This is a genomic window from Paenibacillus sp. J22FR83 (assembly GCF_059691955.1).
In genome coordinates, this window is sequence record NZ_JCAUAM010000006.1 from 344,460 (window position 1) to 364,173 (window position 19,714).

The following is a 19,714-nucleotide window of genomic DNA, read 5'->3' on the forward strand; positions in this document are numbered from 1 at the left end:
AAAAAGCCAGCAAACATAAGGGTTTGCTGGCTTTTCATATAGGATTAATTTACAAATCAAATTTGGATCGCTGCACACAGCATTCCCCCGAATGAAGGCCCGAGGTGCTGCCTCAAGGCAAGGTCAAGGAAGCGTAACGATCGAAGAAGTCAGCCGGTCGCGAGCGACGTTTCCTGCTGTGTCAACAGCTTCCACATGAAATGCGTAAGCCGTTCCCGGCAGCAAATCGTCTAACATGCAAGTGGTTGCATTCGATACCGTCTCATGGAGTATGCCGTTTACATAGACACGGTAGGATACCGCCGCTCCTGATGTATCGATGGCTGCCGGCCAAGTCAACTGCGCTTCCGTGGATGTCACGTCAGTAACGGACAGTCCACTGCTGCCTCCCTGCCAGTAAGGCGCCCTGACATCCGCATACGCATTAGTCGTTGTGACAGTGTTGAGAGAGCCTGCGTCCACGATCGGCGCCAAGACGTTCGTGAAGCTGTTGCCGCTGAGCACCTGGCCGTAAATCGCTTTCGTCAGCGAAATCCCTGTTTTTAAATTGACAAACTTGTTATTCTCAACAATGGTATTTCTAACGGCCGGCACTTCGAACGTATTGCCTTTTATTGCTCGGATGAAGAAGCCTGAAGCGTCGGCATTCTGATCAGCCACCAGTCGGTTATTGCGGAATTCGCTGCTGTAAGCTTCCACCGCATACGCCGTATTATCTGCTTGCACCCCTAATCCGAAGCCCGTACCTGGCAGGGAATCGATCAGGGTATTGTTATCGAAACGTGTAAAATACGTATTGTTTAATCGTCGCTGCGCCTCCGAATTGAAGCCATAGGTAACGGCTCCGCCCATATTGATCAGCACATTGTCAGCCACAACGTTGTCAAAAGAGTTGCCGTACAAGGAAATCGGGCCGCCGCCGTCCATGCCGGTATTGCGGTACACCGTCCCCCTGGCGTTTGGAATAACGAAAGTAAATTTACTCGTCCGATCAGGTACAATAGCCCATGGCGCTGATACCGACATCGTATTCCCGATCACTTGTGTCACATCGCGCACTTGCCCAATGCCCCGGCCGCTCAGGATGACGACCGCCAATTGGCCGTAACGATGCGGGTAGCTGTAGACGTTGCCGCTCACCGTTGCCCCGACACTGAGCGGGGCGATTGGTGCTACGGTCAGCTCAGTTCCCGATGCCCCCAATACTTCACCATAATTGAACGTGCCGCTTGGCGATTCGTTTAATACGATCTCGCCATCGGTGTTATCGCGTTCCCCCGTGCTGATCCCTTCTATGATGTTGCCCGCCACATAGTAATCTGATTTGACGTTGAAGCCATGGATGTCTATGCCGTCCGCTGGATGCCCGATCAAGTGGTTGTTCTCATCGATCACATAGCGGGCCAGCATGTGGGTTGCTCCGCTTGCGTATTCAAACCTATTGTCGCGCACTTGGGCATAGGCGTTGACATAGCCTGTCACAATGCTCGCTGCCCGGCCTTTGAAATCATTGCGGACAAAAGCCACATGCTCGTCGGCAATGATGCCGACGGCACTCGCTTTACCCGACATCGCTTCCATCGGCGTATCAATGGCAACCTCCGCAACGAACAGTTCACTTGCGGTACGAAGCGAATTATCTGTCACCGCAATCCCCCACGCATGCCCAAGCCAGATGAAGAAATCCGGATAGACCGATGGATTGAATACATCCAGTGTCATACGTGCCACCCCTGCGCGACCGACCGTCTGGCCATCACCAGAAGAAACGATCAACGTACCCGTACTGGTGCCGGCATAGGCGAGAACCGTATTCGCCTGGCTTTCACCCAGCAGCACGACGCCAGCAGGAAGCCGTATCGTTGATACCCGGTACGTTCCGTTCGGGAACCATACGACGCCACCGCCATCTTCATGGGCCTGATCGACGGCACTTTGCACCGAAGCCGTGTCATCGGTTGAACCGTCGGCCGTAGCGCCGTAATCCGTCACATCGTATACGTCGCTCCAATGAAAATCCTTTGCCCAGCCCACACCAAGATCGAGTGGATCGTCGCCCGCTTCCGTCACGGTCAGGATCTGACCATTATCCAGCCGCACCCAATTGCCATCTGCGTGATTGCGCACCTCGACCGAATACGCTTGCGGCGGGGCCTCGTCAATAACAAATGTGACCGCGAACGGGTTCAGCTGATCGATCGGCATTTCGTACACGCTGCCGGCAGCGCTCTTCAGCCTGACCGCCGTATCAGCGGCCGCACCACCGAATTCCCGCGCGTCAAAATTGCGGCCGACCAGCTTGATCCGCTGCCCTTCAAACGCTACCCGCTCCGAAATAAACAGCGGTCGCGGATCGTTCAGCGGCTTTGCTACACTCCAGCCGTACGCATTGCGAACCCATACGGCATAGGCTCCCGGGCTCATATCCGCAGGCAAGCGCGATACGACAAAAGCGCCCTGATTGTCCGTCTGCACGACATCCAGCGTGCGGGCACCAGCAGACGGCGCACTGGCGCCAAGCTCTGCATAGTCGTCGATGGCGACTTCAACGGCGGATGCTGTCATGCCATAGCCGGAGATGGTAAACAGTGTTCCGGGAGCAATCGCATCAGACAACCGCAGTACGACGGGCGGCTGCTCCCAAGCTTCTACCTGAACAATCAGCGGAATCGCGTCCGTGCTCCCTTTCAACAACTGGACATCATCAACGGCAAAAGCAGCCTTGATCGTATAAGAACCCGCAAACAACGGCGTATAATCGACTGTGATCTCGCCATTGGCATCCGTTAAGCCGGAACCAACGTTGCTGTCGATATACGTGCCGACATGTGTGCCTTCCAGTTCAAAGGCAACCTTTTGGCCAACAAGCGGAGCACCTGCACTTTCCTTTAATACTGCGCGAAGCTGCACGGTTTCGTTCGGATGATCAACGACGAGCGATGCGTCCTCAAACGTCAGGCTTGTCGCCTCGTAAGCGGGAATCGCAACCGATGCTCGCGTAGCAATATCCGAATAGCGGAATTGACGAATGCTGCGAATGCCGTATTGATAAAGGGCGCCCGGCTCCAAATTGGAATCGGTATAGGCTTCTGTTCCTGAGCTAACCGTAGCAATGCTGGCAAAATCGGCATCGCCCTGCTTTTTGCGCAGGACAATCGTCTCGTCGCTTCCGGCAGCCGTCCATGACAAAGCCACCTGACGCGTACCTGTATTTACGGCTTGCAAATTCGAAATGGTCGGTGCAATTGGGGTGTCGAAAAAGATTCCTTCCACATTCGCTTGCGTGCCAGCCAGCTTCGTAAACCGCAGCTTGAAGCTGCCTCTCACCAGATATGAGACGTACTTACCGCCGTTAATTGTATCAACTGTTTGCGCATCCAGCACATTGCCGCTGGCGTCCAGCAGTTCAAACTTCTCGACATTTACTTCCGTCGACCCGAAGTCCGTGGTGTAGAAGCTCACCTGATGGGGGATATTGTCCGTCAGCGTAAACGAATGCGTCAGCGTACTGTACGTGTAGACCGTCATCATTTTGCGAATGCTGCCATCCGGAATCCGGAGTGCACGCACGTCAGTGGATGGATTCTGCACGACATTGTAGCCATTGCTTCCCCCGAGCGTATAGGCGCTCACATACGAAGGAAGGCTGGCGATGTGCGCAGGCGTCGTCGCGTCCTTGCCGGATGCGGACGTTGCCATAAAGTACGGCAGGATATAGCCGTCACTGCCGTACGTGCCAATCCAATTTCCTTTGGTTACCATGTCCTGTCCCAAATAGTAGGTCGGAACGGGTATAGTCGTGGCCATTATGCTCGGTCCGTCCTCGCTCCAGTTACCCGCTGCATCACCAGCTTGTACACGGAATGTATACCCTGTCTCCGGCACAAGGCCAGTCACATCGTAGGCATAGACATTGCCACCTACAGTTGCAAGCTGCGTACCGTCGCGGTAGATACGGTACTGGGTCACGCGCTGATTGTCCGTTGCGGCGTTCCAGGCCAGATGAACCCCGGTCGCCGTCTCCTCCGACGCGGTTAATACGCTGCCGGTCGGCCATACTGGCGCTGCCGTATCCGGTATCGCTGGCGCATCGAAGAAAAAGCCTTGCGCCGGCGCTTGCGAACCCGCTTGCAACGTCACGTTCAACTTGAAGCTGCCCTGCACGAGATACGTCACATATTTGCCGCCGTTAATCGTCGCAACCGTCTGAGAATCGAGCACCGCCCCAGCGGCGTCGCGCAATTCGAACCCCATCTGAACGGACTCCGTCGTGCCAAAATCGGTCGTATATACAGAGAATTGATGCGTTTCGCTATCCGACAGCGTAAACGAAACAGACATCGTATTGTACGTGTACACGGTAAACCGTTTGCGCGTACTGCCGTCCGGGGATTGCAAACCGCGTGGATCGGCCTGATTGCCAGAAACCCAATAATTGGATCCTGTTTTCGTGTAAGCGCTCACATAAGATGGCAGCTGCACAACGTCGGCGGCTAGCGGAGTATCTCTACCGCTCGTAACCGTCGTAGCGTAATAAGGGAGCAAGTAGCCTTCACTGCCGTACGTCCCCACCCAATTGCCTTTCGTCGTTGTATCCGTACCCACATAGGAGGCGGCGGATGCGCGAGCCGACTGCGGCCCGAATGTCATACCACCAAAGATAAGCGATAAGATCAGTAAATAAACAAACCAACTCCACTTCTTCATTCTCGGGTTCAAAGCCATTTTCAACGATCTCCTCCCCTGTTCAATATTCTTATATGTTCCGCCTGATTCCTGGCGCAAGTCCACTTAACCCCCTCCAATTGTTGCATGTATCCAGCCGAATCCAGGCAAAGCCTATTCTACGGCGAATGCCTATCGCAAATATATCATCAAAAATTCGGCTGGCTTCGAACGCCGATTGTGCATAACACAAAGAGAGGCTTTCGCCTCTCTTTAACGTTCCGTCTTATACAATTCTCGATACAGAACTAGATAGATTTCACCTTTTCCCAAGTGCCCGTCTTTACACTTCTCACAATTGCATCATTAATCAGCATGATTTGATACCCTTCTTTAAACGTAGCCACAGAGTGGGAAACTGCTTCATTATTCACGACCGCATCATAAAAGTTATGCATCATATTTTTAAGACTATCTGTCCAACCCTCTTCATGACCGCTAGGATAATGCAAGAAGGGCAGCGCTTTCTTTTTAAGCAAATTCGGATCTCTTAAAATGGTTTCACCCGGTTTATCCCTATAGCCCATCTGTAGACGGAAAGGTTCCTCTTGCCTCCAAGTTCCTGAAGAAATTAGCCCGTCTAGATTTATTTCAAGAGCATTCTTCTTACCTGCCGATACTTGAGAAACGGTAAGCACCCCTCGAGCTCCATTGCTAAACTTCACCATAACGGTACAATAATCTTCTGTTTTAATATCCACTAGCTCTGTATTCACATCTTGATTCACCTCAAAAGACGCACCGCTTTTACTTGGCTTATAACGTTTAGGATGAACAACAGAAACATCAGCTAGAACTTCTACAATGTTGAGATCCGTCACATATTGCACGAGATCAAAAAGATGTGAACCTATGTCGCTTATCGCACGCGTCTCGCCACCGTATTGAGGCTCCATACGCCAATTATAGTCTGTATTATATAGAAGCCAATCCTGTAAGTAGCTACCTCGAATAATTCGGATTTCCCCAAGGTCATTGTCTTGAACCATATTTTTTAGTTGTTGAACCATGGGAAACTGCCGGTAGTTAAAATTAATCCCCGTAATTAGCCCCTTCTCTTGTGATAATTCATAAAGTTCTTTAGCCTCCTCGCTTGAAAGAGTTAAAGGTTTTTCCGAAAGTAGATGCTTCCCGTGCAGTAACGTTTGTTTATTTATTTCAAAATGAAGGTGATTAGGTGTGCAATTATGGATAACTTCAATCTCATCATTGCGCAATAGATCCATGTAATTCCCGTACGCTTTCGGAATCTTAAGAGAAGTTGCATACTCATCGGCATGAAGCTGATTACTTTGCCCAATAGCCACGATATCAACAAATCCCAATCTTCTTATGGCTTCAAGATGGGCCTTTCCTATAAAGCCAGCTCCAATAATTGCAGTTTTTATTTTTCTCATAATTCCCCCCCTTACTTTTGACTATAACAGTTATACTTTTAACGGTCAACGTTAAAAGTGGCAATAAAAAACACACATCTTCTTCCAAAGTAAAAAATGTGTGCTCAAATTTTATTAACTTCATTAAAGAATGCCTTTATGCTCCTCTTCCGTTGAACCAATGATGAGTTGATCAATAGCCATAAAAGCACCACCGATAAGGCTCGCCATTTCACCAAGACTTGATTTATTTATGATTAAATTTCTTGTCGCCAGTGGTAATGACCTCTGATAAACACTCTGGCGAATCGCAGCCAGAAAAATGTCTCCAAACTCCGCAACCCTTCCCCCAATAACAATAAGGTCAGGATTAGCGAAATTAACGATGGAAGCAATGACTCTTCCGATCAAATTGCCACTCTCCCGGATCAGCTCTACAGATGCTGGATCTTGCTGCAAGACTCCCATTCCAATATCATCCAGAATCAATTCGCCGCGAATACTCAACCTCTGCAGCAAATAATTGCTCGTATGGGAATCGGCGCGCTCTTTTCCTTTTAACAGAAGGGCCTTCCCTCCAGCAGAAGCTTCCAGACATCCTCTATTTCCACACCAGCACACAACATCCGATCCGATATCGTAATGACCAATATCCCCTGCGCTTCCTGTGGATCCTCTATACAGCATGCCGTTATAAATAATCCCTGAACCAATCCCGCTGTCAACATTCACATAAATGACATTGTTGTATGCGAACTGTAATCCTTTGGCATGTTCACCGAGTGCCATAATATTTACATCATTATCGACAAAGCAAGGGCAATCGAAGTATTGCGACCAGAACTCTCTGATCGGATAACGATCCCAGCCAGGCATTAACGGAGGGGAAATAGGGACGCCCAACGCGAAATCAACAGGTCCTGGAATACCAAGGCCAATACCTTTAACTGAAGAACGATCAAAGTTATTTTCTAACATCATTTGATCCACAAGATTAGAGATATGAGTCAAAATAGGAATGGGACCATCTATAATTTGAATTTCAGAGGTTGTTAGACAAAGTATCTCGCAATCGAAGTTTGTGAAGGCAATGCGAACGAATGAGGTTCCTAGTTCAATCGATAAAATTAATCCTATATTTTTATTTAAAGCGTAGTGTCTAGGTTTTCTTCCACCCGACGAAACCCCAATTCTTGATATCTCAATTAACTTTTCTTCCAGTAACCGATCTACATGTGCAGAGATTGCAGACAGCGATAAGCCTGTTGCTTCAGCTAAATCGGATTTTGACAACGGGAACTTTGCTCTCCTAATCTTCTGGAGAACATTTGCCGTCATGGAGTGCATGCCATTCACCACTTTCGTCCAAGTCAATTCGATTCATAAATTATTATTTTAACTCTTTTCATCCAATATTGACAAGAAGTCCACTAATAATAATGAATGATGACAAATAGGTTTTGAAGTGAAAGAAGCCAGCAAACGCAAGGTTTGCTGGCTTCTCTTCTATACACGAATTACATATTCACTAGGTATTCATCCCTTCACGGCAGAGCTGGAAAACCCTTGTATGATGTACTTCTGTCCAACGAAAAAGACAATCAAGAGCGGCACCACCCCTGCCGTCGCAGCCGCCATCATCAAGTTGTAATCTACGCCAGCCTCCAACATGAAGTTCTGCATGCCAAGTGGTACTGTGTATAACTTCTTATCAATTAGAAAGATCAGCGCATTCTCGTAATCGTTCCAGGTCCAGGTAAAATCAATGATCGCGAACGTAGCTAGCACAGGCTTAGAAAGTGGCAAGAACATCCGGATAAAAATCCGGATATGGCCTGCTCCATCGATAAATGCCGCTTCGGAAATTTCCTGCGGGATCGTGAGAAAAAACTGACGAATCATGAACACCCCGAATACAGAAAACAAGCCCGGCAAGATTAATGCCCAATGTGTGTTGTAGATATGCATCCAATCAAACATGATGAATTTAGGAACAAACAGTACCTGCTGCGGAATCATCATGAGACATAGATATAAGAAGAAAATCCCATTCCGTCCTTTAAACTCAATTTTGCTGAATCCGTAGGCCGCCAGGGCCGCCAAAAGAGGTGCTAGTATCATAAGCGTAACGGAAATTTTGAGGGAATTTAGATAAAACATGAGAAATCCGTCGCCTGTCGTCCATACCTTTATGTGGTTCGTCATGACCGGATTCAGTGGAATCCATTGAATCGGGTAGGTGAACACATCCTTCGGCTTTTTGAACGAGGTACTGATCATCCACAGCATCGGCGACAACAGCAGCAGGCTCAGGAAAGCCATGATAATGGTGTTAAGTCCCTTCGTAACTCGGGTACGCAGTGTCCGACTAACGCTTGCATTCATGAGCAGGTTCCTTCCTTGGTTAATAGTGAACCCATCTCTTCTGTCCCCACCACTGGAGGAGTGAAATGAGTAAGATTAGCAGAAACATCGTCCATGATATCGTTGATGCAAAGCCCATTTCATAGAAACTAAAAGCTTTCTTATAGGCATAGATCGAGAACACCGTTGTGCTGTTAGCCGGGCCGCCTTGTGTGATCGCGTAGATCATGCCAAAACCTTTTACGGCACCTACAAACCCAGTAATAAGTAGAAAGAACGTAGTCGGACTCACAAGCGGCAGGATGATCTTGAAGACCATATGATTCGCCCTTGCACCATCCATTCGGGCTGCCTCCAACAGTTCAGTTGAAATATCTTGCAGCGCCGCCAAATAAATGATCATGTTGTAGCCGATACCACCTACGGTCAACATAATGAGTACGGCAACCATAGCTGAGTCTGGCGAAGAGAACCAACGGGGCACATTCGTGACACCAAGTGAGTGTAGGAACGCATTAATCGGTCCATCGCTCGGCTGGAAGAGCACCATCCAAACGAAAGCGATCGCGATACCGCTCGTAAAGTAAGGAGCGAAGAAAAATGCTCGCAGCGTCTTGGTCAAATACACGCGATTGTTGAGCTTGATCGCAATCAGAAAGCCGACACACACTGCGACAGGCACGGGAAGCAAGACCAGCATGGTATTTTTGATAGAAATCCAAAACAACTCTTCCTTTACCATCCTGCGAAAGTTGTCTAAGCCAACAAACTGTGGTCCTGTGCCGCTGGAAAATACCCAATCCGTAAACATTAAGTAAAACGAGAATACGGCCGGAATAAGAAGAAAAATGGTCATTCCAATTACATTTGGGGCTATGAACACATACCCCAGCATGCGCTGCCGCTTCATCCAACTCATAAGATCACCCTCTTTCAAGGAATAGCAAAGGGAAGCCCGGAGCAAGCCCCTAACTTCCCCTATCCCTATCTTCAATTATTTTTTCGCTGCTTTTAAGTTGTCATTATGAATGCGTGCGAGTTCCTTAGAACCTTCTTCAGGCGTAATTTTCTGTGTAAACACTTTATCGTACACGGGTTGGAAGTCCGAGGAAGTCTTCGCGTCAAGCTGTGTCAAAGATAGAGGAAGATTACCAAACATCACCCGTTTCACTGATTCGAGGTCGTAGGTGTCTTCCACGCCTTCAAACATCGCCTTAACGGCTGCATCTGCCTTGAAATCCTTGGAAGAAGGTACACGTCCACCCTTGGCTAGGGGAAGCATGCCCTCGTCAGCATACCATTTGATGAACTGCCAAGCTTCATCTTTATATTTCGACTTCGAATTGATCGTCAGTACATCGCCCAATCCGCCATTGTAGATATAGTCCGTTTGATCCTTGGTGACCGAAGGCGCTGGAGCAGCGGCTACCTTGAACTTCCGCGGGAAATCTTTGAGATTATTGGTTGTCCGGAAAATCTGTTCCGTCGAAAACAGCATCGCCGCCTCGCCTTTCACGAACATTTGGTCCAGTGCCGGCTTTGATGTAATTTGCTCCGTATGTGGCATTATGCTCTTATCTTTGAACATCATATCCGAGTATACTTGGAGTGTCTTTACCGTAAACGGATTATCGAACGCCGAGGTGTTGTCCGGCTTCGTCATCAGCAGGTTTTGTTTCATAAGCGATCCGTTGATCGGCACTGTAAAGTAATAATCGCTCTCCGCAACTCCCCACACTTTGTCACCTTTCAACTTGCTCGCATAATCCCTCATATCGTCCAGGCTCCAATTGGTCGGTACCGGAAGCCCCTTTGCATCTAGCATGTCCTTGTTCAACCAGACGAAGGAAAGGCCTTTTTTGGTTGGTACACCATAATATTTACCATCCTTCTTCCAAATGGAGGCACCTGAACCCATCTTGTCATCAATGTTATAGTCTTTGAAGGAACTCAAATCCAGCGCGTTTCCAGCCATGACCCTTTTCTCTAACGTATTGAAGGCATAACTCATGTACATGTCTACCTGTTGGCCCGACACGAGTGCCGTATCCAACTTTAAGTTACCCGCATCGTCATTCACGAATCGTACATACTCAACTTGAATCTCCGGATGCAGTTTGTTCCAGTTATCAACGGCAGCCTGAGGACCGCTTTCTGCTGGCACAGCTCCCCACATGGTAAGCTTCACTGGGTCTTTCTTTGGCGCCGTGGTCGCTGCCGTTGAGCTCGTGGAAGGCGTTTGTGCATTCTCCGCTGTTTGGCTGCTGCAGCCGGTAATCAGCACGGATGCAACCGTAACTAAGGTAATCATTCCTACATAGATTGAATTCTTTTTCTTCATGCTTGGACCTCCTCGTGAATAATAGGACTACAATCAACTTCCTCTATTCACACTATACCAGCGGGCTCGGTTCCTTCTAAGAGTCAAAACTTACGAGTTAATATGACAAATCCGAGATCACCTTCGCCTTTCGATAAGCACTTGGTGTTTGTCCAACTTCACGCTTAAATAGCTTGATAAAATAGGCATCATCGGTAAATCCCGTCTGAGCGGCTATTTCCGCTACACTCCACTCCGAGTAATGCAGCAACTGCTTCGCATGGCCAATTCGAACGTTCTGAAGGAAGGAGACCGGTGTCTGTCCCGTCTTTCTTCGAAACAGTGTACTCAAGTAATCAACGTTCATGGAAGCTAGCTTGGCCAAATCTTTAACCGAGATATTTTCCCGAAAATGCTCAAGCATATAGCGTATCACCCGATTAACATCTGGATGATCGGTATAAAGCCCTTCCTCTTCGTTCATCTTCCGAATACACGCTGTAACCCAATGTTTCATCGCTTGCAGCAACTCGTGATGGCTCCGCTCTCCAAGTACTAGCTCCTTGGGTACTTCACGACCTCTTGCAAGCATCACCATCATCTCTGCGAGGCGAATGGCAGCCTGCTTGACTTCTATGTGGCTATATCCGGCAATAGCCATCCCTCGCCAGATCGCATCCATGAGCTCGATGCACTTCGTCTCGTTCCGCTCTTCGAAACAGAGCAGAAATTCTGCTTCCAATTCTCGCTCGGCAAGATTTGAACCGCTCTCTTGACCGAAACTATCTCCGTACCAGAACTCGTCCAACTGCTTGAGGGCAAGCCCCCATTGGTCTGCTAGCGTAAGAAGGCTTCCTCCCTTAACTACCGAAATGGGATACTCCTCCATCAGTGAAGTAGTCAAGATTTCTTTATCTTCTTTCATACTCCAGCAAAAAAATGCAGTCTCCCCTGCTTCCGTAAATGGATGGATCAACAGATACTCATTACGGGTCACAATTCCCAATTTGATGAGCTTATCCCACGTTATATTCTCCGAACCAGTTAAAACTGTATAGACAGTCAGATGAAGTGAATGAATGACATCAGGCACTGCAAAAGATTTTCCTGAAGGCTCAGACATGCCACCATGTCTCCACTTCTCTGCCCAAGCTTGATAATAAAACTGATAAAGCGATTCGCCCTTACGCTGCAGCTCGTTCAGAAGTTCCCCCTTAATCCGGGAGAGGTTATCTAATATGATTTCGTCACTGAGTGATAATTTCAGCAAATAGTTAGTGGCACCATACTGCAGCGCATCTCGCGCATAATTGAAATCGCTCATCGCAGTCAGCATAAGAAAGCGACTCGGTATCCCATCCTCACGAACCTGTCTGAGCAGCTCTATACCGTCCATACCGGGCATTACAATATCACAGATGACGACATCTGGCTTAAGTTTGCGAATATCCGTAAGCGCATCCTTACCCGTCCCGGCTTCTCCAACAACGTGAAACCCATGCTTCTCCCACGCTAGAATCTCGCGAATTGCCTGACGTACAAATACTTCGTCTTCAACTAGGTAGACTGTCCACATCGCTAACCCCTCCCCCAGTAAATGGCGTCGATACCAATAAAGCCGTTGTCATTCTTGCAAGCGTCCCGCTCGCGATGGGGACAAATTCCAAGATGGCATCTTCCTTGTATAGCAGCTGGAGTCTTTCCTTCACATTACTGATACCGATGCCTTCGCGACTCCTCCGCTTACGCTTCTTGGACGCTTCTTCCAAACCAATTCCGTTATCTTCTACTTCAAGTATAAGTTTTCCGCTTTCCGCCTTAGCGCGTATGATGATTGTTCCTCGCTGCTCCTCCGAATCGAAGCCGTGGACAATCGCATTTTCCACAAGTGGCTGTAAGCTCAGTTTTGGAACGAGTGCGTAAGTAACCGATTGATCCACCTCATAGAGCATTGTAAATCTACTCTGGTAGCGTAACTTTTGAATGGATTCATAGGCTTTCAGCAGCCTAATTTCTTCATGAAGAGGCAGCAACTCAAGTTCCGAATTGAGACTTGCCTCTAGCAACCCGCCAAGTGCGATGCAAATGTCGACGATTGGGGTTTGTTTCTCCTTGCGCGCCATCCACTTCAACATATTTAGTGTATTAAGCAGAAAATGCGGATTCATCTGCGTAAGGAGCATCTGAAATCGGACGGCTTGCTTCTGCCGCTCCTCTTCTTTCAGACGCTGAATCAGCGCTCCAATATCATTAATCATCCGATTGAAACTGGAGCCTAGCGAAGCAATTTCTCTTGTTTGACTCATCTTGACATCGAGTCTCACGTTCAACTTCTTCTCAGATGCTTCTTCCATTTTCTTCTGTAGTAGGGAGAGTGGACGTGTTACGCGCGATGCAATCAAGAAAATAACCGCAACGAATACGACCACCAGCAGCCCGAGAATCAGGAAAAAACGGCTGCGAAGCCGGGTCAACTCCGACCATAAATCATCGAGTGATATGCGGCTAACGACATACCAATCCAGCTTATCCAGATAACTGTAGGTGACAAGCGATGCAGTCGAAGCATCCCGATATGAACCGGAAGGTTGTGCCTCTTTTATCACTTGCTCAATGATATTACTGCCGATACTAGCACCGCTGCTCCGTAGAACGGACTCACCTTTGCCGGTGAAAACAGTGATTTCTTGGTTTGCGGCAATATTCTTCACCGTACTGTCGAACCACTCCTGCGCATCAATGCTGATTCTTGCTAACCCATAATTCCCCCGGCGCTGATCCTGCAGCAGAATATATAAACTTAAAAGCTTGCTTTCACGGTAATTGTTGAGATCGCTGGGATCGCTTGCCACCCACTCATAGGACTGGGGAGAATGCTCCAATCTGCTCTTCCATTTTTGAAACTCGTCAATGGAGTTGGTTAACTGGCCATTCGGAGAGTACGATGTGTACACATTCCCTTCGTGATCAATCACCTTGAAATAAAGTTCCGTCTGGTGAAAAAAGAAGCTGTTGTTAATGCCCGACATTTTGCTTTCAATTAAGCGCTTTCGCTCAATAGGGTCGTAGTTCTCCGGCCTATCCATTACCTTAATTAGGCCCTCATCCTGACTAAGCATTGTGTGTGTTTTATAGGCGAATGCCATCATATCCGTTAAAGATGTATGTACCTGCTGCATCCGCTCGGACATACGGGCTGTCAAGTCATCCTGACGAATCGACTCGAAGTTTCGAAATAACGAGTAGACAGCAAGACACAAGGGAAGTAGCAGCAACGCTACGAACGTAACAATGAGGCGATATTTTAACGTTAAAGGAAACCATGCCCGCCATTTCCTATGCCATTTCTTATGCCATTTGCTCATCGTCCTGCCTCCTTTTCTTACTGTTTCCATTCAAAGGTTGGCTTCATCGTAGCATGGGAGAATAGAGCTGTACAGCAAGATCTAACGAAGATAACACCACTTGCCTGCCGGGATCCGGCAGGCAAGTGGACGTGTTATTTTCTTCTTAATGTTGTAGTCTAAAAGCTTGATTTTCGACATCAACAGAAGTTGTTACCGTCGGCATCACTTGCTTAAGTCCACTAGGATATTCGGCTGTCGAATTGATTGCAGTGAAATCTGTACTACCCGAAGTAGCATCATTCTTTACAGTAAAGCGGAGCTTCAATAGGCTCACATTTTCATTCATGAGTTGGGCACTGGTAAGGCTTGTCAGAATTGTAATTTGGCCATCTTGGCTTGTTGTTTGAGTTGCCGTCACTGCGTTCGACGCTGGTTCCAAGCTGAGATAAGTATAACGGCTTGCATCGTACGTCATCGTGAGTTTGGCTTTGGCTATTGCATCTGCTTTTGTAATGCCGACACTTAAGTCGAGTGTGTCACCCTGCATAGCAGAAGCTCCATAGGTCGCAAGAGTAACGGAAGCTTCCGATGCCTGGCCCCATTGAACCGTTCTAAATTTACTTGGATCTTTGGACGAACCAATGCCGGAACCCCATTCTATATATCCTTTTCGACCAGCTCCATCGTTGTCATTGACTAGTAGCGAGAGACTCATACCGTTGCTTCCTGGCTCTTTCACTGGTGATATCTCCGACCAGGGAAGGGCCAATTCATAGACAGTCCGTTTGCCTGTTTCATCCCGTACTATAGTCAGTTCTCCACTTTCCGTCCGATCACCAGTAGGAAAGCCATTCGGCGCAATCCAGCGGTAAATTTGCGGACCGGAGTCTGTTTGCGAAATGCCATATTCAAACCATTGCGTACTCGAACCTGGCAATCCTGGTGCGATTGCGAATTGGATATTATCATTTTGCCAAATGTTCTGGTCAGATGCTGGGTAGGCAAACACGTTGTCCGTCACCTGCGCAGATATATACAAATGATCCTGATCATAATTGAGCCAAACTTTCCCACTCAGATCATTCACGCCCGTGTACCCGGTCATTAGTACCACTCCATTCGCGAGATCAGCTGTGGGAGATGCGGCAGGCGCATCAATGACACCATCTACGATACTCACAGCGGCAGGAATGACATTTAAATCGAGTTTCCCTTGGTACTTGTACGGCTCTCTGCCCGCCATCGTAACCTTTACGTTTGCTGCATACGAAACGCCTAATTCCGTACCTTCGCCGAGCTGGATACTGTACGTTTGGGAAGTGTTAGGCGCAAGTGTCAGATTCAACTCAGCAATCCCTGATTGTTCCCCAAATTGCCAGTCAATTCGGTTAAACTCAGCTGTATGCGTAATGGAGCGGTTGCTCAATTCAAATCTAAGTGATTTCTGCCCTGACTTCGGATCAACGTAAGGAAAGAATGCGGCTTGACTCGCATAAACCGTCTGAATATGTCCTTCAATCTTACCGAACTTCACGCCGCCCGCTTCTAAATATCCGGTTACCTTGCGATCACCAGTCTGATTGGATCCGGGAATCGTAAAGGGCACACCCACATTTTGCCATGGAGAAGCTTGCACGGAAGTACTAACTCCCTCCATAGAGAACATTGCGGAAAGCGCCGAACTCCCTCCGTACTTAACATTCAGCATCATCGAAACGGGATTTCCTAAGATCCCATCATCTCCAGTCAGTTGAAAATCAGCCGCCTCACTAATCCCAGACATATCCCCTTTGATATAAAGCGGTTCGCCTGTAATCGTCACATATACGTGACCCTGGTATGGAACAAACGTCTCCGTATTCCCCATCATATCCGTCACTTCAAGCGGGCCGTCCGCTGCAATGGCTACAAGTGTGTCACGAATCGCCCAAACGACGCGAGTTTTTGCCTGATCTTGTTTGAAAAGATAACTGTACAGATTCGAGCCTGTCGAGTCTTTACTATCGAACTGCCATCCTGTCAGTTGTCGCGTCATGGCAGCGTAAGCCGCATAAGCCGGCTTTGGTGTGTACGCACCTAGCGGGTCTTTCAAGTTATGAATCATGCCGAAGTTATGCTCATTGTTAGCTGTTTCAATTCCATCGTTCATCAAATCATACATAAATATTTTCTCGATTCCCGACGCTAGCTGAAGCACATAGCCCCTGACGAGATAGTCAGCCTCTTGTTTCTCTGTATTCCCACCTTCCTGCGTTGACCAGCCGAATTCTGTTGAATAAATCGGAATTAATTGTCCATTGTTATATTGGCGTATCAAGGTTTTCAAACCCTCAAGCTGTTGAACCATAACTTCAGGCGGGCTTGGTTGCGTATACGGATGGATAGAGATGGCATCCAGATACTGCAAACCGCCAAGTTTGAAAAATTCCTCAAACCAGTCAAGAGGGACATTCGCCGCCGCAGGTCCTACAATCGTTATGTTTGGATACACAGGCTTGATCGTTTCATACGTTTTCTTCAGCATTAAGTAGTAGTACTCCGGCTTAGAATCAGCAGGTCCGCTGCCTCGGTCGCCATAGCCAGCCAGATTGTATTCGTTCCAAACTTCCACCCAAGGCGTTTGCGATCCGTACTGCGCAATCGTTTCCAGCGAATAATTGGCAAATGCCGTACGCCCTTCGTCCGTATACGGTGTGCTGTTCTGGTCATAGAGCGGATTGTTTAGTCCGAGCGCGCCAATCATCTGAACTTGATTCTGGCCAAGACGAATCATTTTATCCCGATAGTCTTGATTAAATTGATATTGACCTGGAACTGATTCAACCGTTCCCCAGTAAAATCCATCTCGAACCGACTTTGCACCAGCTTCGCGGGCTAAATCAGCCAAGAGCGGCGACCAGCCCATGAGTAGGCTCGACAGATGTGTATTCACACCGAAAGGTGAGTCCTGCACTTGCAACCAATCATACGGAGTCAACACGGCAAAAGTTGTTTTGAGCTCAACGGGCGTACGTCCCGGTGATTCTAGGGTTGTTCGGAGCACAAAGTACCCCATTTGTGTCATTGGGAAAATGAGCATTGCCTCCGTGCCAGAATTGGACATGACGCCTTCCTTTACTAATTTTCCATTGAGGTCACTAACCTGCCACACCAGCGTCTGACGGTCAGTCACGAATTTGAAGCGAGCATTTTCGTTATCAAGGAACACATTGCCAAGCTTTTGCTGTTCGAGCCGCACCGCACCAGTCCTCGTGGTTCGATAAGGTCCATCCACGCTGATTTTACTTGCAGCGTTGACAGCCTCGACCTTGAATGTATATTTCGTATTCATGGTTAGGCCAGCTACAGGATAGGTGAAGGTTTGACCGTCAACGGTACCGATAAGCTTACCCTCTTGATAGATGTTATAGCCCGTAATGCTAGTACTATCCTGCGCTGCCGTCCAACTCAGCGTAACGGCTGTCTCATCCCCGCTCGAATCTGTAGTCAATATGCTTGATGTAGGCCAAGTCGGAGCAGCCAAATCAGGCACCTTCTTGTCAATTAGAAGATAAGGCTTATTGGCAGTACTCTCCTTGCTCTTGATACGAACAAGCAGCCCCTTCGCTACATCTTCGAGCAGGACAAAATTGGCTGAATGACCGCTTGCGATTTGTGCACGCACATAAGAAGTGACATCTAGGGAGTACCATTGGTACTCTTGGTTGGCCGAATGAATAGAGGCTGTCTGCAGATAGTCGTAGGGAGTAGGCCGGTAAGTGTTCCACGTTACCGTATTTTCCTGCCAACTTTCATCCAGCGATCCATACAGCTTCAGATCGATATCCGTTCCTGCTGGATCCGTAACTGCCCCATAGATATAAAGCTTTGCAGAACCAATGGGTTGGTTTGAAACCGATTCAAGATCGAACTTCAGGTAAGACTCCCTGGTAAATTCCGCCGTATCTTTCTTCACTTGCAGTTCGGAAGCGGTTGCAAAGTTATTGTTCACATCCGTACCACCTCTTACATAGACGTCTTCCGAGGGAGTCAAACTCGTATCATCTGACAGACGTTCAAACTTAACAGCATCCCCCCGTAGCTTCGTATTTGTTGTTCCACGGCTCAGCTTGACGAAACCAGCCGAACCTGAATCGAAGTGATACGTTCCCAGTACTTGCCAACCGTTCGAACCGGCCGTCCAGTTCAAATATTGCGTATCCGTTCCCGCCCCATGAACGATTTCGGCCTTTGCATTTGGATCGGTACCCACGTCTCTAATACTATAGATGGAGACAGTATAGTCACCGCTGACGGTGAGCGTTGGCGTCCATTGTACATAAGCGCTCATGTTCCAGAATTCGCTTGTATAGCGGGTTGAAGAACCGTTATAACCCAGATAACCGGAATCCGCCCAAGCTCCAACTGAGGACTCGACATAGCCGGGAGTCCCATTGTCGACCAAGACTGTTTCGACGACTCTTGCGGATGCCTTTTGAGCGAACATACTGAAGAGAAACAATGTAGTAACAAATAGTACGTAAGGCCAAATCTTCGAATTAATAGGCTTGAAGCTCCCTAACATGAGTGATTCCCCCTTATGGGTGCTAATTTCATTTCAATCCAAGTAAGCGGCGACAATCATTCTCCATTTACAATTTCGTTCTCCTCTCCTTTGTATCAACATAAGCTGGGTTATCTCACCACACCGGAATCGCTAGCGCTCCTCCTTTCCATACCTAATCAAACTCAATATAGCACTGAGTTGAAAAGGCAAGTAGGGTGAAAACTTATCGCTTGGCATAACAAAACTTAGGCTTCTATGTAGTTGCCGACAAAAAGCCACTGCCCGGAATAGCGGGCAGTGGCTTTTTCAACTATTAGGTGAATCGCTAAGCTTTGCGAACGTTCAGCAGCTGATACACAGCAGCAGCCAGCAGTGCTCCAAGGAAAGGAGCCGTGACGAAAACCCACAGCTCGGACCATGCTTCTCCCCCGAGCAGAATCGCTGGTCCGAGGCTTCTCGCCGGATTGACCGAAGTTCCCGTCAAGCCGATGCCGAGAATATGTACGAACGCGAGCGCCAAGCCGATGACCAGACCGGCGACTCTGCCGTTGCCGGGCTCCGAGGTCACGCCGAGAATGGCGTAGACGAAAACAAACGTCAAGATAATCTCCACCACAAAAGCCATCAGCGCCGTTAAGCCGATGCCGTAACCTTCGCCGAAACCGTTCTGCCCGAGGTTTGTCACCGCTTTGCCCGTCGAGTCGATGATCGCGTATAGCAGCGCCGAACCGGCGACAGCACCTGCGACCTGGGCGACGACGTAGCCGACGAAATCCTTGGCAGAAAGCTTTCGGCTGACGAGCATGACTAGCGATACGGCAGGATTAACGTGGCAGCCGGAAATAGGGCCAATCGCGTAGGCGAGCGCCACGATCGACAGGCCGAAAGCCATTGCGATGCCCAGATACCCTAGCTCACCTCCAGCCGTGGCTGCACTTCCGCAACCGAACAGAACAAGCACGAACGTGCCTATGAATTCAGCCGCATACTTTTTAAATGATTGCAAACCTACCCCTCCCAATATCAGTTTGCTGTC

10 protein-coding genes are annotated in these 19,714 nt (G+C 48.3%); all 10 read right to left on the reverse strand.

Annotated features, from left to right (window positions below; genetic code table 11):
- Positions 1-123: 123 nt before the first annotated feature.
- A complete protein-coding gene (locus AC58PV_RS13565) occupies positions 124-4,791 on the reverse strand; it encodes a fibronectin type III domain-containing protein (RefSeq protein WP_497432765.1) in 4,668 nt (1,555 codons plus the stop codon).
- Positions 4,792-4,973: 182 nt separating this feature from the next.
- Complete coding sequence (locus AC58PV_RS13570; RefSeq protein WP_497432766.1) at positions 4,974-6,122, reverse strand: Gfo/Idh/MocA family protein; 1,149 nt, start codon at positions 6,120-6,122, stop codon at positions 4,974-4,976.
- A gap of 123 nt (positions 6,123-6,245) precedes the next feature.
- Positions 6,246-7,394, reverse strand: coding sequence for an ROK family transcriptional regulator (locus tag AC58PV_RS13575; protein ID WP_497432767.1), 1,149 nt, complete (start codon positions 7,392-7,394; stop codon positions 6,246-6,248).
- Positions 7,395-7,637: 243 nt separating this feature from the next.
- Positions 7,638-8,486: a carbohydrate ABC transporter permease gene (locus tag AC58PV_RS13580; protein WP_497432768.1), complete on the reverse strand. Its 849-nt coding sequence runs from the start codon at positions 8,484-8,486 to the stop codon at positions 7,638-7,640.
- Between the two features lie 19 nt (positions 8,487-8,505).
- A complete protein-coding gene (locus AC58PV_RS13585) occupies positions 8,506-9,384 on the reverse strand; it encodes a carbohydrate ABC transporter permease (RefSeq protein ID WP_497432769.1) in 879 nt (292 codons plus the stop codon).
- A gap of 75 nt (positions 9,385-9,459) precedes the next feature.
- The gene (locus AC58PV_RS13590; RefSeq protein ID WP_497432770.1) at positions 9,460-10,806 is read right to left on the reverse strand and encodes an ABC transporter substrate-binding protein; all 1,347 of its coding nucleotides are present in this window, start codon (positions 10,804-10,806) and stop codon (positions 9,460-9,462) included.
- Between the two features lie 97 nt (positions 10,807-10,903).
- Positions 10,904-12,361: a response regulator gene (locus AC58PV_RS13595; protein WP_497432771.1), complete on the reverse strand. Its 1,458-nt coding sequence runs from the start codon at positions 12,359-12,361 to the stop codon at positions 10,904-10,906.
- A complete protein-coding gene (locus tag AC58PV_RS13600) occupies positions 12,339-14,150 on the reverse strand; it encodes a sensor histidine kinase (protein ID WP_497432772.1) in 1,812 nt (603 codons plus the stop codon). Before AC58PV_RS13600 ends, AC58PV_RS13595 begins: the two co-directional genes overlap by 23 nt.
- A 145-nt stretch (positions 14,151-14,295) precedes the next feature.
- Entirely contained in the window at positions 14,296-18,696 is a 4,401-nt protein-coding gene (locus AC58PV_RS13605) for a CBM96 family carbohydrate-binding protein (protein WP_497432773.1), read from the reverse strand.
- 307 nt (positions 18,697-19,003) lie between these two features.
- Positions 19,004-19,684, reverse strand: coding sequence for an MIP/aquaporin family protein (locus AC58PV_RS13610; RefSeq protein WP_497432774.1), 681 nt, complete (start codon positions 19,682-19,684; stop codon positions 19,004-19,006).
- Positions 19,685-19,714: the final 30 nt, after the last annotated feature.

Coding starts and splice junctions, on each gene's coding strand:
- AC58PV_RS13570 (WP_497432766.1), bottom strand. CDS start 6,122: ATGAGAAAAATAAAAACTGCAATTATTGGAGCTGGCTTTATAGGAAAG.
- AC58PV_RS13580 (WP_497432768.1), bottom strand. CDS start 8,486: ATGAATGCAAGCGTTAGTCGGACACTGCGTACCCGAGTTACGAAGGGA.
- AC58PV_RS13585 (WP_497432769.1), bottom strand. CDS start 9,384: ATGAGTTGGATGAAGCGGCAGCGCATGCTGGGGTATGTGTTCATAGCC.
- AC58PV_RS13590 (WP_497432770.1), bottom strand. CDS start 10,806: ATGAAGAAAAAGAATTCAATCTATGTAGGAATGATTACCTTAGTTACG.
- AC58PV_RS13595 (WP_497432771.1), bottom strand. CDS start 12,361: ATGTGGACAGTCTACCTAGTTGAAGACGAAGTATTTGTACGTCAGGCA.
- AC58PV_RS13600 (WP_497432772.1), bottom strand. CDS start 14,150: ATGAGCAAATGGCATAAGAAATGGCATAGGAAATGGCGGGCATGGTTT.
- AC58PV_RS13605 (WP_497432773.1), bottom strand. CDS start 18,696: ATGTTAGGGAGCTTCAAGCCTATTAATTCGAAGATTTGGCCTTACGTA.